13 protein-coding genes are annotated in these 22,351 nt (G+C 68.3%); 1 reads left to right on the top strand and 12 read right to left on the bottom strand.

Annotation, left to right across the window (positions count from 1 at the left end; translation table 11 throughout):
- Positions 1-93: 93 nt before the first annotated feature.
- The 7 genes from FNV62_RS37650 to ngcE all read right to left on the bottom strand — a co-directional run bounded on the left by FNV62_RS37650 (position 94) and on the right by ngcE (position 8,698).
- Positions 94-1,386, bottom strand: coding sequence for a sugar ABC transporter permease (locus FNV62_RS37650; protein WP_054234016.1), 1,293 nt, complete (start codon positions 1,384-1,386; stop codon positions 94-96).
- Positions 1,383-2,174 (bottom strand): ATP-binding cassette domain-containing protein, encoded by a 792-nt coding sequence (locus tag FNV62_RS37645; RefSeq protein WP_054234017.1) that lies wholly within the window; start codon positions 2,172-2,174, stop codon positions 1,383-1,385. The genes FNV62_RS37650 and FNV62_RS37645 overlap by 4 nt, the downstream gene beginning before the upstream one ends.
- Before the next feature lie 202 nt (positions 2,175-2,376).
- Entirely contained in the window at positions 2,377-3,477 is a 1,101-nt protein-coding gene (locus FNV62_RS37640; RefSeq protein WP_054234018.1) for a sugar ABC transporter substrate-binding protein, read from the bottom strand.
- 133 nt (positions 3,478-3,610) lie between these two features.
- Entirely contained in the window at positions 3,611-4,810 is a 1,200-nt protein-coding gene (locus tag FNV62_RS37635) for an ROK family transcriptional regulator (protein ID WP_054234019.1), read from the bottom strand.
- Positions 4,811-5,341: 531 nt separating this feature from the next.
- Positions 5,342-6,262, bottom strand: a complete 921-nt coding sequence (locus FNV62_RS37630) for a carbohydrate ABC transporter permease (protein WP_060899982.1) — start codon at positions 6,260-6,262, stop codon at positions 5,342-5,344.
- 1 nt (position 6,263) lies between these two features.
- Positions 6,264-7,187, bottom strand: a complete 924-nt coding sequence (locus FNV62_RS37625) for a carbohydrate ABC transporter permease (protein WP_054234021.1) — start codon at positions 7,185-7,187, stop codon at positions 6,264-6,266.
- A gap of 59 nt (positions 7,188-7,246) precedes the next feature.
- A complete protein-coding gene (gene ngcE, locus FNV62_RS37620; RefSeq protein WP_143628436.1) occupies positions 7,247-8,698 on the bottom strand; it encodes an N-acetylglucosamine/diacetylchitobiose ABC transporter substrate-binding protein in 1,452 nt (483 codons plus the stop codon).
- Positions 8,699-9,248: 550 nt separating this feature from the next.
- Between ngcE and FNV62_RS37615 the strand changes: the two genes are divergently transcribed.
- Entirely contained in the window at positions 9,249-13,010 is a 3,762-nt protein-coding gene (locus FNV62_RS37615; RefSeq protein ID WP_225900493.1) for a GH92 family glycosyl hydrolase, read from the top strand.
- A 68-nt stretch (positions 13,011-13,078) separates the two neighbouring features.
- Here FNV62_RS37615 and FNV62_RS37610 read toward each other — a convergent pair whose 3' ends face one another.
- From FNV62_RS37610 to FNV62_RS37590, 5 genes are all read right to left on the bottom strand, one after another.
- Complete coding sequence (locus FNV62_RS37610) at positions 13,079-16,360, bottom strand: GH92 family glycosyl hydrolase (RefSeq protein ID WP_143656042.1); 3,282 nt, start codon at positions 16,358-16,360, stop codon at positions 13,079-13,081.
- A 375-nt stretch (positions 16,361-16,735) separates the two neighbouring features.
- The gene (locus FNV62_RS37605) at positions 16,736-17,821 is read right to left on the bottom strand and encodes a lytic polysaccharide monooxygenase (protein ID WP_225900492.1); all 1,086 of its coding nucleotides are present in this window, start codon (positions 17,819-17,821) and stop codon (positions 16,736-16,738) included.
- Positions 17,822-18,098: 277 nt separating this feature from the next.
- Positions 18,099-19,439: a DUF3500 domain-containing protein gene (locus FNV62_RS37600; protein WP_143656041.1), complete on the bottom strand. Its 1,341-nt coding sequence runs from the start codon at positions 19,437-19,439 to the stop codon at positions 18,099-18,101.
- A gap of 311 nt (positions 19,440-19,750) precedes the next feature.
- Positions 19,751-21,313, bottom strand: a complete 1,563-nt coding sequence (locus FNV62_RS37595) for an ATP-binding protein (protein ID WP_143656040.1) — start codon at positions 21,311-21,313, stop codon at positions 19,751-19,753.
- Positions 21,310-21,996, bottom strand: coding sequence for a response regulator transcription factor (locus FNV62_RS37590; protein ID WP_097289255.1), 687 nt, complete (start codon positions 21,994-21,996; stop codon positions 21,310-21,312). The genes FNV62_RS37595 and FNV62_RS37590 overlap by 4 nt, the downstream gene beginning before the upstream one ends.
- Between the last annotated feature and the right edge of the window lie 355 nt (positions 21,997-22,351).

The following is a 22,351-nucleotide window of genomic DNA, read 5'->3' as shown; positions in this document are numbered from 1 at the left end:
CAGGTTCAAAGGGGGCTGCGAGCAGCGCGCCCCACGGGGGCGCGGGGAACTGCGCGACCGGCCGAAGCCGGTCCGCAGCCTCCCCGCGAACCGCTACGCGCGACCGGCCGTCTTCTGCGTCTTGCGAGTGACGGCGTCGATGACGACCGTGGCGAGAAGCACACCACCGGTGATCATGTATTGGATCGGCGACGCGATGCCCTGCAGCGCCAGACCGTACTGGATGGACACGATCACGAGCACACCCAGCAGCGCGTTCCACGTACGACCGCGACCACCGAAGAGGCTGGTGCCACCGATGACCGCCGCGGCGATCGCGTTCATCAGGAGGTCACCCGCGCCCGCGCCCTGGTTGGCGGAGGCGATCTTCGAGGCGATGAACAGACCGCCGATGGCGGCGAAGGTACCGGAGATCGCGAAGACCGAGATCCGCACCATCTCCACGTTGATACCGGCACGCCGGGAGGCCTCGACGCTGCCACCGAGCGCGAAGATCTTCCGGCCGTACGCGGTCCGGCGCAGCACGAAGTCCGTGATCAGCAGGACCGCGATGAAGATCACCACGGCCAGCGGAAGGCCCTTGTACTGGTTGTAGGTGATCGCCACGGCGAAGGCGACGATCGCCAGCAGCGCGGTGCGCAGGATGGTCTCGCTCAGCGGCCGGGACGGCACACCCGCGGCCTCGCGGCGCTTGTTGCCGTAGAAGGAGCTGAGGAAGAACACGGCGGTGACGCCGATGGCGAGCGCGTAGGCGGCGGCGACATCGGTGAAGTAGTAGCTGGTCAGCTTGGCGACGAGACCGTTGCTGTCCAGGTTGATGGTGCCGTTGCTGCCCAGGATCTGGAGCATGAAGCCGTTCCAGAACAGCAGACCGGCCAGGGTGACGGCGAAGGCCGGCACACCGATGCGCGCGAACACGAAGCCGTGGAGCGCGCCCGCGACCGTGCCGGTGAGGATGGCCAGCACGAAGGCCAGATACTCGTTCATGCCGTGTGTGACGTTCAGCACCGCGAACGCGGCGCCGGCGACACCGGAGACCGAACCGACCGACAGGTCGATCTCACCGAGCAGCAGCACGAAGACGATGCCGACGGCGATCATGCCCGTGCCGACCATGGCGACGGAGATGTCGGACAGGTTGCCCGCGGTGAGGAAGTTGGAGTTCAGGCTCTGGAAGATGATCCAGATGATGACCAGGCCGAGGACGACCGGGATGGAGCCCAGGTCACCGGCCTTCATCTTGCGCTTGAACTCGGAGGCGTAGCCCGCGAGGCCCTGCTCGCGAACGAGGAGCCGGGGGTCGATCGCGGTGACCGCCGCGGCGGCCGCCTCGGGGTTCTCCACGACGTGGTCCTCGGGGGTCTCAGAGGTCTTGTCGATGCTCACTTCTGAGCCTCCCCATTGCTGCGCGCCGCACGACGGGTCACGGCGTTCTCCGTGGCGCCCGTGATGGCGGAGATGATCTCTTCCTGCGAGGTCGACTTGACCTCGAAGATGCCGTTGTTGCGCCCGAGGCGCAGGACGGCGACCTTGTCGGCCACGGCCTTCACATCCGCCATGTTGTGGCTGATGAGGATGACCGCGTGACCGCGCTCACGCAGCCGCTCGACGAGGTCGAGCACCTGGGCGGTCTGCTCGACACCGAGGGCCGCGGTGGGCTCGTCGAGGATGACGAGCTTGGGCTCGCCGAGCATCGAGCGGGCGATCGCCACGGTCTGGCGCTGTCCGCCCGAGAGCGAGGCGATCGGGATGCGGACGCTGGGGATACGGATGGACAGCGTGTCCAGCAGCTCGCGGGAGCGGCGCTCCATCTCGACCTCGTCCAGGATGCCGCGCTTCTTCAGCTCCCGGCCCAGGTAGAGGTTGCCGACGACGTCGATGTTGTCGCACAGCGCCAGGTCCTGGTACACGGTCGCGATACCGAGGCCCTGGGCGTCCTGCGGCTTGTTGATGTGGACGGCCTTGCCGTCCCACTCGATGGCGCCCTCATCGATGGGGTGCACGCCGGCGATCGTCTTCACCAGCGTGGACTTTCCGGCGCCGTTGTCGCCCACCAGGGCGACCACTTCACCGGCGTGGACCTCAAGCTCTACATCGGTGAGCGCCTGGACGGCACCGAATCGCTTGGAGACCCCGCGCAACGCCAGGACAGGCGTAGCGGACACGTTAACCATCTCCTTCGCCGCCTGACCCGGCGGGAGGTTGTGCAGAAGTTTGTGGAGGGGGGTGTTCCGTCCGGCGCCCCGCCCTAGCTTTGCGGGGCTGATGGATGCGGGGCGCCGGAGGGGCTTCGATGACGCAAGTCCCGTACGGAAATTCAAGAACGAATTCCCGTACGTGGATAGAGACTTGCGGCGGCTACTTCAGTTGCTCGGACTACTTGATGCCGAGCGCGTCGCACTTGGCCTTGTAGGCGCTCGTGCAGATGTCGCTGACCGTGTAGACGCCGTCCTTGAGGACGGTGTCCTTGATGTTGTCCTTGGTCAGCGAGACGACCGCGACGATGACCGAGGGGATCGCCTTGTCGGTCGGGCTGTCGACCTTGTCCTTGGCGACGGTGTCGAGCGACTTGCCCTGGGCGAGCGCGACAGCCATCTCGGCGGCGGCGTCGGCCTCGGGGGCGTACGGCTTGTAGACGCTCATGAACTGCTCACCGGCGATGATGCGCTGCACACCCGCGAGCTCGGCGTCCTGGCCGGTGACCGGGACGGAGATGCCCGCGGCCTTCAGGGCCGTGATGATACCGCCGGCCATGCCGTCGTTGGCGGAGTAGACGCCGACGATGTTCTTCTTGCCGAGGGCGGAGATGGCGCCCTCCATGTTGGCGTTGGCGTTCTCCGGCTTCCAGTCCTTGGTGTCGTACTCCTTGCCGACGTTCACCTTGCCGTCGAGGACGGAGTGGGCACCGGCCTTGAACTGGGCGGCGTTCGGGTCGGTGGACGAACCGTTCATCATCACGATCTTGCCGGACTTGGCCTTGGAGCCGAGCGCGGTGAGGAGCGCCTGGCCCTGGGTCTTACCGACGGTCGTGTTGTCGAACGACGTGTAACCGCTGATCGGACCCTGGGCGAGACGGTCGTAGGCGACGACGGGGATGCCGGCGTCCTTGGCCTTCTGGACCGAGTTCTTGATGGCCGCGGAGTCCACAGCGTCGACGATGAGGACGTCCACCTTGTCGGTGATCATCGTCTCGACCTGCTGGGCCTGCGTGGTGGCGTCCTGCTTGGCGTTGGCGTACTGAACCGTGCCCTTGCCGTTCGTAAGCTCCTTGACCTTCTTCTCGATCAGCGGCTTGTCGAACTTCTCGTAACGCGCGGTCTGGTTCTCGGGAAGGAGCAGGCCGACCTTGATCGCGTCGCCCTTCTTGGCGGAGCTGGAGCTGTCGCTCTTGCTGCCACCGGACTCCTTGGCACTGCCACAAGCAGCCAGCGAAACGGCCATCGCACCAGCGGCAACGGCAAACGCGGCACGACGCATACGCGTGTTCACTCTTGAAACCTCCCTGACGAGGCCGCGTCGTTGCGGCCGAGGTGGCTGGAAGTCAACTCGGCCACGCGAGCGACGTCAAGAAGTAAATACTTAACGAGATGGCAACGGTGCCATGCGTTCTCTAAGTGAAGGCAGGGGCGTTCGCGGACAGCGATCCGTCCAAAAGGGTCGAATCGCCCATCTCGCTGAGCGCGAGAGCAAGGGCCCCGAGCACCTCCGCACGACCGCCAAGTGCCCCTGGCAGCACGGAGAGTTGACGTGCGGCACTGGGGATCGCGTACCGGCCGACCGACTCCCTGATGGGTCCGAGAACGAGTTCGCCGGCCTCGGCGAGGTCGCCGCCGAGGACCACCCGACTCGGGTTGAGCAGGTTGCAGAGATTCGCAACACCGCTTCCGATGTGACGGCCGACATCGGCGATCACCCGCCGACAACCCGGATCGCCCTCCCGAGCCAGCCTGACGACGCCTTCCATGGTCAGGTCCGTGCCATGGCTGGACTGCAGCAGCGGCAGCACATAGCGCGCCGCCGCGAAGGTCTCCAGGCAACCCCGATTGCCACAGCGGCAGACGGGGCCGGATTCATCAAGAGTGATATGCCCGATTTCGCCTGCCGTGCCGCCGGGCCCGCGGTAGATCTTGCCGTCGATCACCAGCCCGGCGCCGACACCGCTCGCGACCTTGATGTACGCCAGGTCCTTGACCCCGCGCCCACTGCCCCAGACCAGCTCGCCGAGCGCACCCAGGTTGGCGTCGTTGTCCACGTACACGGGCACGCCCAGCCGCCCCCGCAGCTCCTCGGCGGGCTTCGCGCCGGTCCAGCCCGGCAGGATCGCGGTGGACCCCAGGGTCCCCGACTCCACGTCGATGGGACCGGGCACGCCGAGTCCCACGCCCGCGATCTTGGAGGGGTCCACCCCGGTCGCCGCGATCAGGCGGCTGACCAGCTCTTCCGCCCGGTCGAAGCCCTGTGCGGCGCTCGCGTCCACGTCCAGCGGCTCGGACTCCTCGGCCAGCACCTGGTGGGCGAGGTTCCCGACCGCGACGCGCAGATGCGTATGGCCGAAGTCGACGCCGATCACGATGCCCGCGTCCCCGCTCAGGGACACGCTGCGGGCCCTGCGGCCACCCGCCGAAGTGGGGGTGACCTCGACCGTTCCGCCGTCCTTGAGCTCTCGGACGATATTGGAAACGGTCGCGGCGGAGAGGCCCGTCGTCCTCGCGATCTCCGCCTGCGTGAGCGAACCGGCAAGGCGCACCGCACGTACGACGCGCTCCAGATTGGCTCGGTGCAGCGACGACTGCGACCCCGGAGTCTCCACGACGACCTCCCGCGTACGAGGCCGCCACGATGAGGCCCCGCCTATGTCCAACTAGTGAACTCTAAGCTGAGCTGTTTGGGTTACCTCCCGTCAAGAGGTTGAGCTGCATCCGGCGCGGATGAGCACACGTGTGCGGGACAGACTGGGCCGTAGATCCTTCTATGGCCCAGGTCACACCCCGACTGATTACAAGTTGTCGCCGTCCCGGCGTACAAGATCAAGACCACGACCACGACGCCGCCCCGCCGGGCGTGGGCTCCCGCGGATCCCCTCCGGGCGGGTGGGGCCGTTTTCGGGGACCGGGGAATGCGGAACCGAGTAGTCGGAACCGAGTAGTCGAGGCCGAGTAGCCGAGGCCGAATAGTCGGGACCGAATATGTGGAACCGAATGTGCGGTACCGAATATGCGGAACCGCATGTGCGTGAATATGCGGGACCGCGTACGCGTAATCCCCTCCGAATCTTCGGAAGGGATTACGTACTCGGTAGAGCTCTCGGTGTTCGACGGATTTGGCCGTCACCTCGCTCGGCCTACTTGAGAGCCCCCGCCGTCAGCCCCTGGACCACCTGTCGCTGGAAGATGATGTACGCGGCCAGCACCGGGAGCATGGCCATCACCAGGCCCGCGAAGAGGCCCGACCAGTCGCCCTTGTAGCCCTGGCTGGTCGCCAGCTCGACGAGGCCCTGGGAGAGGACCTTCTTGTCGGGGTCGGTGTTCAGCACGGTGGGGAGCATGTACTGGTTCCACTGGCCCAGGAAGTTGAAGATCCCGACGCTGACCAGGCCCGGCTTGGCCATCGGCAGCATGATCTGGAAGAAGGTCCTGGTGTGCGAGGCACCGTCGACGAACGCCGCCTCGGCGATCGAGGTCGGCAGTGTCCTGAAGAACGACGTCAGGAAGAAGACCGTGAACGGCAGCGAGTAGGCGATGTAGACGAGGATCAGACCCGGCAGCGTGTTCAGCAGACTCATGTTGTTCAGGACGTAGAACAACGGCACCAGGGCCAGCATGATCGGGAAACTCATTCCTCCGACGAAGAGGAAATAGATGAAGCGGTTGCCCGGAAACTCGAATCGGGCGAGGACGTACGCCGCCATCGAGCCGAGCACGAGCGTACCGACCAGCGAGAATCCCACCACGATGAGCGTATTGCCGAAGTAGTCGCTCATGTGGGCCTGCGACCACGCGCGCGACCAGTTGTCGAAGTGCAGTTTGTCCGGCAGCGACCAGGGCGAGCTGAAAATGGAGTCGTCGTTCTTGAAGGACGTCATCACCGCCCACAGCAGCGGCAGTACGACCATGATCGCCCAGATGATGAGAATGCCGTGCGAGAAGGCGTTGAGGACGCCGCCCTCACTGCTCTTCGCCTTTTCCGGCGGCGCCTTCTCCTTTGCCACCTGAGGACGGTCCTCGACCGGTTCCACGGGCGGCGGAGTGTCAGTGGTCTTCATGCTAGAACTCCAACCGCTCGCGCCGGCCCACTCGCATCACGATCGCCGCGAACAGCAGCGTGACGATGAGCAGCGCGACACCGATCGTGGTGGCGTAGGCGGCGTTCGCGTCACGGAACGCCGATTGGTACACGTACAGCGGAAGGACCGTGGTCGAGTAGTCGGGGCCGCCGGGACCCACGGTCATGATCTGCACGGCGGCGAACGCCTCGGCGCCGAGCGCCAGGATCCCCATGTACACCCATCCCGACTGCACGGTGTCCCAGAGCAGCGGAAGGGTGATCTTGAAGAAGGTGGTGGCGCGGCTCGCGCCGTCGAGCAGCGCGGCCTCGTAGAAGTCCTTCGGAATCGACGCCATGCCCGCCGAGAACAGCACGACGAAGAACCCGACCGTGCTCCACAGCAGCACCGCCATCACACACCACAGGGCGAGGTTCGGGTCGCCCAGCCAGTCCGGCTGGACGCTGCCGAGGCCGATGGCCTTCAACGTCCCGTTGATGACGCCGTCGTTGGGGTTGTAGGCGAATTGGAAAAGCAGGGAGACGATCGCGATCGACAGCACCTGCGGGAAGAAGTAGGCGATTTTGTAGAAACCCGAACCGCGCACTCCGGTGATGGCGGCGCCTTTTCGGCGCCGCCCACCGACATTGAGCATGAAGGCGAAGAAGAGCGCGAGGCCCAGCGTCACCAGCGGCAGCAGCAACGCGAACAGCAGACTGTGCTGCAACGACTTCCAGAAGATGTCGTCGTGCAGCATTCTGGTGTAGTTGGCGAAACCGACCATCTTGAAGTCGGGGCTCAGACCGGTCCAGTCCGTGAACGAGTAGTAGATGGCCTGGACGAAGGGCCAGATCACGAAGATCGCGTACAACGCCAAGGGGGCCACCAAGAACCCCACGATGAACCGGTACTTGCCGTGTTGCATGGTTACCGACCCCGATCGAATCGCGGATGCCACCGCCGGCGACGCGTGGACACGCGCCGCTACTGGTGCTTGTAGTGCTTGATGGACTGGTCCTTGGCCGCCGCGTCCGCGTAGCCCTGGATCTTCTTGATGGCCTCGGCCGGGGTCAGCCGCCCTGCCATCATCTCGCCGAGACCGGCGACACCGATCTGCTCCTTCTGAAGCTTCACGTACCAGTCCTGGAGCCGCGGGTTGACCACGTTGGTCCCGGCCTTCTCCAGGGCCGCGACACCGGACTTGAGGCCCGGGGTCAGCGTGATGCCGTCGGTGCCGCCGTTGTAGGCGGTCAGCGACTTCACCTGGCTGGTGAAGTTCTTCGACGAGGCCTCGCTGAGCATGATGCGCAGCTGCTCCATGCCTCCCTCGGGGTTGTTCGCCTTGGCCGGCACGATGAAGGGCTCGCCGCCGGAGGCCCAGATGGTGCCGAACGGCATCTTGTCGGAGCTGTCCAGGCCGGTCGGGCCGCTGACGGCCAGGTTGAAGTCCTTCGGGATGACGTTCGCGGACTCGTTCTCCACCCAGGAGCCGTTCGGGATGAAGAGTGCCTTGCCCTTGGCCCAGGCGGTCTGCGACTGGATGTGGTCGATGCCCGGGGTGCCCTGGAGGATGTAACCCTTCTTGTAGAGCTCGTAGTACGCCTCGAACGCCGACTTGACGGCCGGGTCCTTCCAGGCGTTGGGCTCCAGGTTGTCGATCTTGTCGAGAACCTCCCGGCCGCCGATCTTGGCGATGAAGGGGTAGAGCGAGAACGGCAGGTAGTACGGGTACTTGCCCGCGTACGTCCAGCCGGCCATGCCCTTCTTCTTCGCCTTCTCGCACAGCGCGAGCATCGCGTCCCAGGTCTCGGGGTACGTCGCGTCGAGCTTGTCGAGGGCGGTCTGCGAGTACCAGACGCCGTAGACGGTGTACGCGTAGTACATGATCCAGACCGGCGCGCCGTCGAACTGGCCCATCTCCACGATGCCGGGGCGCAGCGTGTCGCGGACCTTCTTCGACGGGTCGTCGATGGACGGCGCGTCGAGGAGCGGGGTCAGGTCGGTGAGCTGCTTCTTGCCGACGAGCACGCCCATGTCCATCTGCTGGGCGCCGGAGTTGTCGATCAGGTCCGGCGGGGTACCGCCGTTGAACTTGGGCTGCAGTTCGGACTGGATCTTCTGGGTCGCGTGGAAGTTGACCTTGGCCTTCGGGTAGGCCGTCTTGTACTGGGCGTTGGCGTCGGTCGCGTACTTCGTACCGAATCCGCCGTCGAAGATGACGACGGCGAGCGGGGCCGTCTCGTTGACGCCCAGCGGGTTCTTCGTGGTCTTCTTGCCGGCCTTGGCCTTGTCACCGGAACCGCTGTCGCTGCTCGCACAAGCGGACAAAAAGCTCATCGTCGGTACGGTAATCAGGCCGAGTGCCGCGGACCGCTTGATCAGGTCACGGCGTCCGACACCCTCGGTGTTGCTGTTCTCGGCGGAAGTGGATCCCATGCTCAAGTCCTCGCCTTCTCCAGGACTCAGGCGGTGAACCGGATCCTCCCCGGCACCGCGGTTAGGTCAAGCTGGGGTCGTGCGTGAGGGATTCAGTCGGTCAACGCGGCGATCCCTGCCCGTCACACTGGCCGCCGACGTCCGATTCCCCCCGGGACGTGCCTGCCCGCGGCCGTCGAACGGCTGGGCGGGTGCCGACAGGTATAGTCCACTTCCCGCCAGCGGAGCAAGATCGAAAGCGGGTTTACCCGCGGGTCTTTTCCGAGTTGAGACCTCGCGGAAATATGGGGCGTCCGCGACTTCCCCGGGGGAAGATCGACAGGGCACCAATCTCCCACCATGGGAGTAATGCGCAGCTCGTCGCACGATATTCGCCCCGGACGCCACATCCAACACCCTTGACACCACTGACAACTTGACTCCCTACTGGTCCTTGCGCAGCAAATCTGACAACGTTGTCCATGGCCAGGGAGGGTGCTCGCGCATGCAGCACAGAGCTCGGTACAGACGGAGTTCTCCGGCTCGGCTCAGATGGGGTTCCTCAACGATAATGGGGGTGGTAGCGCTTTCACTGGTAGTGGCCTCGCAGGGCACGGCGATTGCCCTTCCGGCCCAAACGGCGTCCACCGATAGCGAGTTCGCCTCCTCGTTCGAATCAGGCGATCCGGCACCGACCTGGCTCAACACGGTGGACACCGGAGCAGACGGCGCAAAGCGCGCGTCGGGTGTCGACGGCGGCTACAGCAGCGGCATCCCCGGCAATGTCACCGACCACGTCACGGATGTCAGGGCGAGCGGCGAGAACACCGGCGGCGGCGAGGTGAAGGAGAACCTCGTCGACGACGAGTCGAGCACCAAGTGGCTGACCTTCGAGCCGACCGGCTGGGCGGAGTTCGACTTCGACGCCCCGGTCAAGGTGGTCACGTACGCGCTGACGTCGGCCAACGACCACGACGAGCGCGACCCCCAGGACTGGACCCTCCAGGGCTCCACGGACGGCAAGGACTGGAAGACCCTCGACACCCGTTCCGGCGAGTCCTTCGGCGAGCGGTTCCAGACGAAGTCGTACGACATCGCGAGCCCCGTCGAGTACCAGCACTTCCGGCTCGACGTCACCAAGAACAACGGCGGCGACATCCTCCAGCTCGCCGACGTCCAGTTCTCCACGGGGCAGAGTGACGACCCGACGCCCAAGGACATGCTCTCGCTGGTGGACCGGGGCCCGAGCGGCTCCCCCACCGCGAAGGCCGGCGCGGGCTTCACGGGCAAGCGGGCCCTGCGCTACGCCGGTACCCACAAGGCGGACGGCCGGGCGTACTCGTACAACAAGGTCTTCGACGTGAACGTGGGCGTCGGGCGCGACACCCAGCTGTCCTACCGGATCTTCCCCTCGATGGCGGACGGCGACCGGGACTACGACGCCACGAACGTGTCGGTGGACCTGGCGTTCACGGACGGCACCTATCTGAGTGACCTGAACGCGGTCGACCAGCACGGGTTCGCGCTGACGCCGCAGGGGCAGGGCGCGGCCAAGGTGCTGTACGTCAACCAGTGGAACAACGTCGCCTCGCGGATCGGTTCGGTCGCGGCCGGGAAGACCGTCGACCGGATACTCCTCGCGTACGACTCCCCCCGGGGCCCGGCGAAGTTCCGCGGCTGGCTGGACGACGTGGCGCTGAAGACCGTGGCTCCCGAGAAGCCCAAGGCGCATCTGGCCGACTACGCGCTGACGACCCGCGGCACCAACTCCAGCGGGGGCTTCTCGCGCGGCAACAACTTCCCGGCGACGGCCCTCCCTCACGGCTTCAACTTCTGGACGCCGGTGACCAACGCGGGCTCACTGAGCTGGCTGTACGACTACGCGCGCGCGAACAACGCGGACAACCTGCCGACCATCGAGGCGTTCAGCGCGAGCCACGAGCCGAGCCCCTGGATGGGTGACCGGCAGACCTTCCAGGTGATGCCCTCGGCCGCCTCGGGCACCCCGGACACCGGCCGCACCGCCCGCGCGCTCGCGTTCCGGCACGAGAACGAGACCGCGCGCCCGTACTACTACGGGGTGACCTTCGAGAACGGTCTCAAGGCGGAGATGGCGCCCACCGACCACGCCGCGGCCCTGCGCTTCACCTATCCGGGTGAGGACGCGAGCGTGCTCTTCGACAACGTGACCGAACAGGCGGGTCTCACGCTGGACAAGGACAACGGGATCGTCACCGGGTTCTCGGATGTGAAGTCCGGGCTGTCGACGGGTGCGACCCGGCTCTTCGTCTACGGGGTGTTCGACGCGCCGGTGACGGACAGCGGCTCGTCCGGCGTCAAGGGATACCTGAAGTTCAAGCCCGGCGCCGACCACACGGTCACCCTGCGCCTGGCGACCTCCCTCATCAGCATCGACCAGGCCAAGGACAACCTGCGCCAGGAGATCCCCGACGGCACCTCGTTCGGGACCGTCAAGGAGCGGGCGCGCAAGACGTGGGACAAGCTGTTCGGCAAGGTCGAGGTCGAGGGCGCGACGCCTGACCAGCTGACCACGCTGTACTCCAGCATGTACCGGCTGTACCTGTACCCCAACTCCGGCTTCGAGAAGGTCGGTTCGAAGTACCAGTACGCCTCGCCGTTCTCCGCCATGCCCGGTCCCGACACCCCCACCCACACCGGTGCGAAGATCGTCGACGGCAAGGTGTACGTCAACAACGGCTTCTGGGACACCTATCGGACGACCTGGCCGGCGTACTCCTTCCTGACGCCCTCTCAGGCGGGTGAGATGGTCGACGGGTTCGTGCAGCAGTACAAGGACGGCGGCTGGACCTCGCGCTGGTCCTCCCCCGGGTACGCGGACCTGATGACCGGCACCTCCTCGGACGTGGCGTTCGCGGACGCGTACGTCAAGGGCGTGGACTTCGACGCGGAGGCGGCCTACGACGCCGCCCTGAAGAACGCGACCGTCGTCCCGCCGGCCTCCGGCGTGGGCCGCAAGGGCATGTCGACGTCCCCCTTCCTCGGCTACACCAGCACCGCCACCGGCGAGGGCCTCTCGTGGGCGATGGAGGGATACGTCAACGACTACGGCATCGCCGAGATGGGCCAGGCCCTCTACAAGAAGACCGGCAAGAAGCGCTACAAGGAGGAGTCCGCGTACTTCCTCAACCGGGCCCAGGACTATGTGAACCTCTTCGACTCGAAGGCCGGGTTCTTCCAGGGCCGCGACGCGCAGGGCAACTGGCGCCTCGACTCCTCGAAGTACGACCCGCGTGTGTGGGGCTACGACTACACCGAGACGAACGGCTGGGGGTACGCCTTCACCGCGCCGCAGGACTCACGGGGCCTCGCCAACCTGTACGGCGGCCGGAGCGGGCTGGCCCAGAAGCTCGACGCGTTCTTCGCCACCCCCGAGACGGCCTCGCCGGACTTCGTGGGCTCCTACGGCGGGGTCATCCATGAGATGACCGAGGCGCGCGACGTACGGATGGGCATGTACGGGCACTCCAACCAGGTGGCCCACCACGTGAACTACATGTACGACGCGGCGGGTCAGCCCTGGAAGACGCAGAAGAACGTCCGCGAGGTCCTCTCCCGCCTCTACACCGGCAGCGAGATCGGGCAGGGCTATCACGGCGACGAGGACAACGGCGAGCAGTCCGCCTGGTACCTCTTCTCCTCGCTCGGCTTCTACCCGCTGGTGATGGGCAGCGGCGAATACGCGATCGGCTCCCCGCTGTTCACCAAGGCGACCGTGCACCTGGAGAACGGCAAGGACCTGGTCGTCAAGGCGCCGAGGAACAGCGCGCAGAACGTGTACGTGCAGGGCGTGAAGTTCAACGGCAAGCGCTGGACGTCGACTTCGCTGCCCCACTCGCTCATCTCCCGTGGTGGCGTGCTGGAGTTCGACATGGGCTCCAAGCCGTCGTCGTGGGGCACGGGCAAGGACGCGGCGCCCGTGTCGATCACCCAGGACGACAAGGTGCCCGCGCCCCGCGCGGACGTCCTCAAGGGTGACGGCGCGCTCTTCGACAACACCTCGGCGACGGACGCCACGGTCACCTCGGTCGACCTGCCGACGTCCACCGCGGCCGAGGGGGTTCAGTACACCCTGACCTCGTCCGCGGACCACACCAAGGCCCCGGGGGGCTGGGTCCTGCAGGGCTCCTCCGACGGCACCACGTGGACCGACCTCGACAAGCGCTCCGGCGAGTCCTTCACCTGGGACAAGCAGACCCGGGTGTTCTCGGTCGCGCATCCGGGCTCGTACGCGCACTACCGCCTGGTCCTCGACAGCGAGGCGACGCTCGCGGAGGTGGAACTGCTGGGCTGACACCCTCACACGGGCGGGGCGGGCGCGGAGATCACTCTCCGCGCCCGCCCTGCTGTGCGGCCGGGGTCTCAGCTCACCGCGACGGTGAACACGTGCAGATCCGCGTTGTCCGGCAGTCGCACGCTCTTGACGGTCTTGCCGGGCGGGGCCTGGAAGGGCTTGGTGGCGAAGACGTAGGTGGCCACCGGGTCCTTGTCGGCGCCCGCGACATTGCGGTACGCGGTCCTGGCGACGGTCTCGTTGCCGTACTGGACGGTGCCGCCTCCGCCGCCGACGGTCCAGTCGGTGAAGGAGAGGTCGACGGAGTCCGTGCTGCCGTCGGTGTAGGTGACGGTGGCATGGGTCTGCTGGTTGCCGTTGACCGCGCTGCCGATGAAGGACAACCGGTCGGCCGGGTGGGCGAGTTCGATGTTCTGGGCGGTCGCCGAGGCGTTGTCGGGGCGGCCGGTGGGAGAGTCGGGCCAGGTGTAGGTGAGGCCGTCCACGGTGCCCTGGGTGCCGGGGGCCAGGCCGGCGGCGGCGAGGGCCTGACGGGAGTAGCTCCAGCCGCCGCCGTCGTAGTCGGCCTCGTCGTGGTCACCGGTGTCGTCGGAGACACCGGTGTTGTTGTAGGCGGCCAGGAGGGAGCCGGGCGCCGCGACGGTGAGGGCCACCGGCTGCTCGTACGAGGTGGCGGCCGACGTCACGGTGACCTTGACGTCGTAGAAGCCCTGCTGGGCGGTGTCACCGGCGGACAGGGTGATCTCCTGGGCGCCGTCGGTCACGGTGCCCTCGGCGGGGGTCGCGGTCACGCCGGCCGGGGCGTCCACCTTGAAGCGGACCTCGGGGCCGGTGCCGCCGCTCAACGCGAGGGCACGGATGTCGAGCTTCGTGCTGCCGCCGGGTGCGAGCGTCGCGGTGGTCGGGCCGACACCGATCTGGTACGGCTGCTCGCCCTCGCGGAAGGACGGCGGGGCGGCCGCCGGGTCACTGCCCCAGGTGCGGTTCGGGGTGCCGGAGAGGGTGTAGTCGAGCGTGCCGCCGTCGCGGACGAAGGAGGCGGGGAGCCAAGGGCGGTCGCTGGTACGGCCGTCGACCCTCAGCGACTGCACGTACGGGGCGTCGGCGGCGGCGCCGTTCGCGCGGATCTCGATGTCGTTGCCGCCGGGCCGGTTGATCTCCACCCGGGTGAACAGCGGTGAGGCGAGGACGAGTTCGGCGCGGGAGGGGACCTGCGGATACATGCCGAGCGCGGAGAAGACGTACCAGGACGACATCTCGCCCAGGTCGTCGTTCCCGGGGATGCCGCCCGGCCGGGTCGACCACAACCCCGTCATCGCGGCGCGGACGGTCTCCTGCGTCCTGTAGGGCGCGCCCGCGTAGGCGTACAGGTAGGGCACGTTGATCGAGGGCTCGTTGTCCAGCTCCGACTTGTCGCCGCCGTTGCCCGTGAGGGCCCAGCTGCCGTCGGCGTTGTGGAAGAAGGTGTCGAGGCGGTCGAGTGCCTTGTCTCGGCCGCCCATCGCGGCGAAGAGCCCGGCCGGGTTGTGCTGCACCATCCAGGTGTACTGGGCGGCCGTACCCTCCACGAATCCGTTGCCGGTCGCCGGGGTGAAGCCGGTGACCCAGCTGCCGTCCGCCTTGCGGCCCGCGACGTAGCCACCGCTCGGGTCGGCCGCGATGTTGAAGTTGTTCTGCCACCACTGGGAGCGCTGGGCGAAGTCGGCGGCCGTCTGCTTCTTCCCGGCCGCCGTGGCGAGCTGGGAGAGCGCGAAGTCCGCGCCGGACATCTCGAGGGTCTCGGCGGCGCCGCCCCAGGCGTTGGACACGGACGGCATGTAGTGCTGCTTGAGGTACTTGTCGAGCGACGGCCGCTGTCCGACGGACAGGACCGGCTTGCCCGAGGAGGAGAGGTCGCCCTCGGTCGGCACGGTCGCCGCCCTGACCAGCGAGTCCAGCGCGCCGCGCAGGTCGAAGTCGGTGCCGCCGAAGGCCCGGATGCCGGCGAGCGCGGTCGGGGACGGGTCGCCGTTCATGACGTGGGTGCCGCTCGCGCCGTGCAGCCAGCGGTCCCAGACGCCGCCGTTCTGCCGGGCGAGTTCGAGCAGCGACTGCGCGATGTCGGAGCCGGTGTCCGGGCTGAGCAGGGTCAGCAGCTGGACCTGGGAGCGGTAGACGTCCCAGCCGGAGAAGGTGCCGTACTGGGCCCGGTGGCCGCGGCCGACGACATGGACCTTGTCGTCGGGGCCCCGGTATCTGCGGTCGGCGTCACTGATGACGTTCGGGTGCAGGAGGGCGTGGTAGAGCGCGGTGTAGAAGGTGGTGCGGTCGCTGTCGCTGCCGCCGCCGACCCTGATCGCGCCGAGCTGGTCGCGCCAGGCCCGGTGGGCGGCGTCCTGGACCGAGGCGAAGGAGCGGGACGGCGGGTTCTCGGCGGCGAGGTTGGCGGCGGCGCCCGCCTGGCTGACGTACGAGATGCCGACCTTGACGTTCACGGGGTCCGCGCCGGGCTCGAACTCCACATAGCCGCCCGCGCCCTTGCCCGCGACGGGACGGCCGCCGTTCGCGAAGCCGCCGGTGCCGCCGCTCGCCTCCGTGGAACCCGGGCTCAGCCTGTCGTCCTGCCAGGTGCCGGTCGACTTGAAGTCGCGGTCGAAGCGGGCCGTGAAGTAGAGCGTGTAGTAGGCGCGTTGGCCCTCGGGGTCGAGGTAGCCGCAGAAGTTCCCCGAGGTGACGGACCCGGAGACCGTGCGGGTCGCCGGGTCGATCTTCAGGGTCGAATCGGTCGACCCGACCTCGGAGTTGGCGCTGCGGACCAGGAGCGAGGCGGGCTTGTCGGCGGGGAAGGTGAAGCGGCCCGAGCCGGTGCGCGCGGTCGCGGTGAGGTCGGCGGTGACGCCGGAGGCGAGGCCGACCTTGTAGTGGCCGGGCTCGGCGGTCTCGTCGGTGTGCGCGAAGTCGGCCGCGTACACCGTGTCCTTGGTGTCGCTCGCCGGGGAGGACGTGATCTCACCGGCGTACGGGAAGAAGGGGATGTCGCCGCTGCCGCCCGCGCAGCCCGTGCCGGACATGTGGGTGAGGCTGAAGCCCCTGATGCGGGTGGCGTCGTACTGGTAACCGCCGGGCGCGGCCGTGCGGGTGGCGTCGCCGCGGGTGTTCTCGGGGCTCCAGGAGAGCATGCCGAAGGGGACGACGGCTCCGGGGAAGACGTTGCCGCCGTTCTTGGTGCCGATGAGCGGGTCGACGTGGGTGGTGGGGTCCCGGACGAGATCGGGTGCGGCGGTGGCGGCCGCCGCGGGGGTGACGGCGGGGGTGATCCCGGCGGCCGCCAGGGCGACGGCGAGCAGGACGGATGACGGACGGAAACGCATGACGCGGCCCCTCCTCCTTCGGACGGGTCGCGCACCACAGGTCGCACAAGCCGCAGGGACAGTAACGTGCGCCACGGGTACCACGGAAGACCGCGTGCGCCCCCACAGGCACGCTCGGCGCACACCCCTATGGCGCAACGCGCCCCCCTGTGGTCCCCCAACTCGCTTGACATCGTTGTCGGTTGAGGCGGTAGAGTCATGTACAGACCATCAGACAACGTTGTCGCACACCTAGGTCGTCACAAGCCACGCTCCCCCAAGCCCTCGGCTGCGCTCGAGCAGGGGGACCCCCAACCCGGGCAGCACCCCCCTCGCCCGCCCGGGCTCGCGGACCGGGTGAGTTCCACACCACCCACCCGGTCCGCCCAGAGCCGCTCAACCGACCTGACAGGGAAGCGCGATCGCGGGATCACCGCCGGAGCCCGAGACGACGTACCCGAAGGTCGCGCTCTTCCCGGGATCCAACGCACCGTTCCAGTCGGCGTTGTGCACCATCACGTCCTGGCCGCTGTAGGTCGCGTTGCCGTTCCAGAGGCTGACGACCGACTGCCCGCCCGGCAGGGTCCAGTCGACCATCCAGCCGAGCATCGGCACGTCTCCGGAGTTGGTGACGGTCACCTCCGACTGGTAGCCGCCGTTCCAGCTGTTGGTCGTCCGACGGGTCGCGGAGCAGACGCCGGGCGGGGGTTCGGTGGGGTTGCCGGGGTCGTGAACACCCGTCACCTCGCCGTTGCCGCCGTCGAAGACGACGTCCGAGCAGGAGTAGAAGGTCTCCGCGCTGTCCGAGCGCTGCCAGACCATGTAGATGATGTGGCGGCCCGACTTGTTCGCGGGGAGCTGTCCGGTCCACGAGTAGTTGGCCTCGACCGTGCCCGGGCTGCCGTTGAGCGGCGGGTGGTCGACGGTCAGGAACGGCTGGTCCTCCATGTCGTTCCAGGTGAGCGCCTTGGTCGGGTCGAAACCGTCCTTGGTGACGTAGACGCGGAACCAACCCGGGTGCGCGGCCCAGGCGTTGTAGGAGAAGTCGACCGTGGCGCCCGAGGTGAGATGGGTGAGCGGCCAGTCGCTCCGGGGCAGGTTGAAGCCGGTGAAGTTGGGGTTGCCGCCACTGCACAGTTCCCCGTCGGGGACGAAGCCGCGGGTGCGGCCCGCACCGTCCGAGCGGAGCACCGAGAACCAGTTGTAGAACGGCGTGGTGCCGCTCACCTGTTGGGCCGCCTTGCAGGCCGGGTTCACCGGTTTGATCTCGCCGGTGTCGGTCAGCCCGTCCTGCCAGCACAGGAAGGTACGGCTGCCGGGTTTCATGGGGGTGCCGTGCGCCGCCGCCCTTCCGCCGGCCGTGACGACCAGGCCGAGGGCGGGAACGACGGCGAGGAGGGCGAGCAGGACGAGGAGGAGGGAGCGGCGGCGGGAAGGCCGAGATAATCGAGACCTTGTCACGTTCATGACAGCTGCGGCCATGACGAGCAGACCCTTCGCTCGATGTCGCGGGAATGTGAGGTGAGGCGGGAGCAACTCCCGGCGGGTTCCGGTCCGCCGTATGGGAGCGCTCCCACCTCATGCGGACGTTAGCGCGCACGACCACCTCTGTAAACGCTTCATGTGTAAGCGCTTCACGTGTAAGCGCATCACGCACGAGGGCCGCACCCCCTGACAACGGGTGCGGCCCTCGCCATGACGGAGAAACCACTCAGGTACCGATTTTCCTATGACTGAGAAACCACCTGAGTCGGTCACGTCACCGATGGTGGGGTGACGTCAGATAGTGCTGTCGAAGAAGCTCCCTCCCGTAGTCGTTGCCGTTGGGCGTGCGGATGATGGAGTGGACGTGCTTCTGGGTCGCGCCGCTGCCCTGCGTGGCCCCGTACGCGCCCGCGAGCGGGCCCGGGGCCTGGCAGTCGACCTCGACCCAGACGACCGGGCTGTGCACCCGGACGTAGAAGGCGGAGTCGTCGGCCGTGCCGCCCGCCCAGGTCACATACGTGTGGTCGAGGTACTTGCGGACCTCGGCCATCCGCACCTTCGCGGCATCGGCCTTCCCGCGGCCGACGAAGGCCTCGACGATGCCGAGAAGCCTCTTCCTCTGCGCCCCGTTCAGGACGTCGGCGCGCAGGCCGGTGTACGTCTGCACGGCGTTGTCGGAGAAGGCGCCCGCCTTCATCGACTCGTTCGACTTGGTCGCGGACTCGATGGCGACCGCCTGCTGTGCCCGCGTGAGGGAGTTGACGAAGGCGAGGCTCGCCACGACCTCCTCGTGGCAGACCGTCACGGTCTCACCGTCGATCTCCATCGAGGTCGGCTCGGAGCCCCAGAAGCAGGGGCTCATGACGACCTGGTCGCCGAGCACGAAGTAGTTGACGACCAGGTGGTGGCCGTCGAACTGGAAGCCCCAGGGCTCGGTGGCCGACGGGGTGCCCATCACGGTCCAGTAGTACGCGTCCTCGTTGAAGGAAGCGGTGTTGCCGATCGCCTCGCCGGCCGCCTGGTTGATCCTGCGGATCTTCTCGGTGGTCTCCAGGCCGTCCGCGCTGAGCGCCGACTTCAACAGAGCGGTACCCAGAGTCTTCTGATGGTCCGTCATGTCGGCGAGGGTGACGCCCTGACGTGCGTACGAGTCGACGTTGCTCCACAGGCGCCACTCGGTGGAGTGGACCGTGAACTGCGTCGCCGTCTTCTGGGTGTCGGTGAGCCCGGCGAGGAAGGCGTTCGCGGCGGCGATCACGGGAGCGGTGGCGACTCCCGTGGAGTGGATCGCGTAAAGGTCGTCGATCCGCTTGCCGTCGGTCGTGAGGCCGAAGAAGTCCTCCGTGATGGTCTGGTTGCCGGGGCCGCCCGCGCCGCCGCCGGGGCTGCCGCTGGGCGCGCCGCTCGGTATGGCGGAGGCGGTGGGGGTGGCGGTGTCGTCGGCGAGCGCGGTCCAGGCTCCGGCGCCGCCCATCGTGGCCACGGCCGTGGCGCCGCTCGCGAAGAAGACCCTCCGCATGAAGTTGCGCCGGTCCGAGTGGGCGCGGGAGTCCGTCCCGGACTGCGGAGGCGTCCCGGACTGCGCCGTGTGCTCTCCGGTGTCGAGCTCGGTCATCGTCGCTGGATCCCTTCGTCGTGGGCACGTCCGTGGCGGACGGCCGGGCGCGAACGACTCTGGGGGAGCAACCTGAGGCGAACCTGAAGTGCGGCGGGAAGAGGTCCAGCAGGTTCGGCGGGGGGAAGGCCGGCGCGTGGACAACGAACCGCTCCCTTCCGGGCGCCGGGGCGGGCCGCTGTCGCGTCACCCGCGCATGGCGCACGCCTCGGTCTGACGCCCGTGAACGTATGTCGCCGCCGAAGAAATTGTCAACAATTCCGTTGACCTTCATGGTGGGTACACAGGGGCGGCGAAGGAGGTACCGGGGATCAGGCCGACGCGGGTGCCGGAGTGGTTGCCGGAGTGGTTGCCGGGTCCGGGGTCCTGGCGCCTTCGGCCGGGGGCAGTTCGAGTGTGAACTCCGTACGGCCCGGGGCGCTCTCCACGTGGATGCGACCGCCGTGGGCGACGGTGACCGCCTCGACGATGGCGAGTCCGAGGCCGGAGCCGCCCTCCGTGGGGCCGCCGCGGGCGCGCGAGACATCGCCGCGTGTGAAGCGTTCGAAGACCGACGGGAGCAGGTGCTGCGGGATGCCGGGACCGTCGTCGCGGACACGGATCACGCAGGCCGCTTCCGTGGCCTCCACCGAGGCGATCACGGTCGTGCCGACGGGTGTGTGCACACGGGCGTTGGCCAACAGGTTGGCCACCACCTGGTGCAGCCGTGCCTCGTCGCCGACGACCAGGGCCGGGGTGTCCAGCAGCAGCGCCAGCTGCCAGTTGTGGGTGTCCCCGGCGGCCCGCGCGTCCCACACCGCCTCGGCGACCAGTGCCGCGAGGTCCACCTCGGCCGCGTGCAGCGGCCGGCCCTCGTCCAGCCGGGCGAGCAGCAGCAGGTCCTCGACGAGGCCGGTCATCCGGGCCGACTCGGCGGAGACCCGGCGCCAGGCCAGGGTCGGTTCGATCCGTTCGGTGCCGCGGTTCATCAGTTCCGCGTATCCGGCGATGGAGGCGAGAGGTGTACGGAGTTCATGGCTGGCGTCGGCGAGGAAGCGGCGCATGCGTTCCTCGCTGCGGCGCATCTCCTCCTCGCCACGCCGGCGTTCGGCGAGCGAGGACTCCACATGGTCGATCATGCGGTTGAGGGCGGCACCGACCTGGCCGGCCTCGCTGCCGGGGTCGGTGTCGCGTTCGGGGACGCGGGTCAGGGCGGTGACCTCGCCGTGGCCCAGCGGGGAGCGGGAGACCTCGACGGCGGTGGCGGCGACCCGTCCGAGGGGGCGCAGTTGGCGCCGTATGACGACCGCGCAGACGCAGCCCGCGGCGGTGAGGCCGACGGCGGCCACCACGCCCTCGACCGCGACCAGCCGGCCGATCATGTCCTGTACGTCGCCCATGGGGAGCCCGGTGAGCACGGGGACGCCGTCGCCGCCGAGGGCGGTCACACGGTAGCTGCCGAGGCCCGGGACGGTACGGGTGTGCAGGGAGCCGTCGGTGGTGATGCCGTCGAGGGCGGCGCGCTGGACGGCGGTGAGGGTCTGTCGGCCGCCGTCGTGGGTGACGACCTCGGCGGCGAGGATGCCCCCGTCCTCGTCGAACCGGGCGGCGAGCGTGCCGACGGCCTGTCCCCGTTCGTTGAGGAACCCCAGGTCCGTGTCGTCGCCGCTGCGGCGTTGGAGGCCGCCCTGGCTGCGCTCGGCGGCGTCGGTGACGCGCTGGTCCAGGTTGCCGAGCAGGTAGGAGCGTTGGGCGAAGACGGTGGTGAGGGCCATCGCGGCGCAGACGGCGACGAGGGTGGCGCTGATGAAGAGCAACAGCCGTGTGCGCAGCGAACGTCCGACCCGCGCCGTGGGTCGGGAGCGGCCGGGGAGCCGGTTCCGTCGGAGGTTCATCTCCCGTCCTCCACCGGGCGGATCGCGTACCCCACGCCGCGCACGGTGTGGATCATCGGCGCCCGGCCCTTGTCGATCTTCCGGCGCAGGCTGGAGATGTAGACCTCGACGAGGTTGCCGCCACCGTCGAAGGAGCTGCTCCACACGTGGTCGAGGATCTGGGCCTTGCTGAGCACCTGACGCGGGTGGCCGAGCAGCAGCCCGAGCAGGTCGAACTCCTTGGCGGTGAGCTGGATCGGCGTACCGTCGCGGCGCACTTCGCGGGTCTCCTCGCTCAGGACGAGGTCACCGAGCACCAGGACGGAGTCGTCGGCCCGGAGCGGTTCGGCGCCGGCCCTGCGCAGCAGTCCGCGCAGCCGCAGGACGACCTCCTCCAGGGAGAAGGGCTTGGTCACGTAGTCGTCGGCGCCCGAGGACAGGCCGTCGATGCGGTGTTCCAGCGCGTCGCGCGCGGTCAGCATGAGGACGGGCAGTCTCGGATTCTCGTACCGCAGCCTGCGCAGCACCTGGATGCCGTCGAGGTCGGGCAGCATCCCGTCGAGCACGACCGCGTGCGGGGCGCAGCCGCGGGCGGCGCGCAGGGCGCTGTGCCCGTCGGCGACCGGGTAGGGCCGCCAGCCCGCCTCGGTGACGGCCACGGACAGCAGTTCGGTGAGTGCGGGTTCGTCGTCGACGATCAGCACGCGGACACGGTCCCCACGGGTCCGCTCGCCGCGGGTCCGCTCGCCACGGAGGCGGTCCCCGCCGAGGTACTCGCCACCGTCCCGTCCGACACGGGGGCGGTCGCCGCCGTCACGCTCGCCGCGCACGCGGGCCCCGTCGCCGTCGTCGAAGACACGCTCACCGGGGACTCGGTGGCCACCGGCACGTTCGCCACGGACGGGGTCGCCGGGGGCGCGTGTGGAGCGGAGGCGGTCGCCGCCCTCACGTCCGCCGCGCACGCCGGCCCCAGCCCCGTGGACGTACTCGCCACCGTCCCGTCCGACACGGGGGCGGTCGCCGCCGTCACGTCCGTCGCAGAGGCGCTCGGCCCCGTCA

Source organism: Streptomyces sp. RLB3-17 (assembly GCF_007113425.2).
GTDB classification, from domain to species: domain Bacteria; phylum Actinomycetota; class Actinomycetes; order Streptomycetales; family Streptomycetaceae; genus Streptomyces; species Streptomyces mirabilis_D.
Note: the sequence above shows the minus strand (reverse complement) of the source record. Positions and strands in the feature narration are given on the sequence as shown.

Coding starts and splice junctions, on each gene's coding strand:
- FNV62_RS37630 (WP_060899982.1), bottom strand. CDS start 6,262: ATGAAGACCACTGACACTCCGCCGCCCGTGGAACCGGTCGAGGACCGT.
- FNV62_RS37600 (WP_143656041.1), bottom strand. CDS start 19,439: ATGACCGAGCTCGACACCGGAGAGCACACGGCGCAGTCCGGGACGCCT.
- FNV62_RS37645 (WP_054234017.1), bottom strand. CDS start 2,174: ATGGTTAACGTGTCCGCTACGCCTGTCCTGGCGTTGCGCGGGGTCTCC.
- FNV62_RS37605 (WP_225900492.1), bottom strand. CDS start 17,821: ATGGCCGCAGCTGTCATGAACGTGACAAGGTCTCGATTATCTCGGCCT.
- ngcE (WP_143628436.1), bottom strand. CDS start 8,698: ATGGGATCCACTTCCGCCGAGAACAGCAACACCGAGGGTGTCGGACGC.
- FNV62_RS37610 (WP_143656042.1), bottom strand. CDS start 16,360: ATGCGTTTCCGTCCGTCATCCGTCCTGCTCGCCGTCGCCCTGGCGGCC.
- FNV62_RS37625 (WP_054234021.1), bottom strand. CDS start 7,187: ATGCAACACGGCAAGTACCGGTTCATCGTGGGGTTCTTGGTGGCCCCC.
- FNV62_RS37640 (WP_054234018.1), bottom strand. CDS start 3,477: ATGCGTCGTGCCGCGTTTGCCGTTGCCGCTGGTGCGATGGCCGTTTCG.
- FNV62_RS37595 (WP_143656040.1), bottom strand. CDS start 21,313: ATGAACCTCCGACGGAACCGGCTCCCCGGCCGCTCCCGACCCACGGCG.
- FNV62_RS37615 (WP_225900493.1), top strand. CDS start 9,249: ATGGGGGTGGTAGCGCTTTCACTGGTAGTGGCCTCGCAGGGCACGGCG.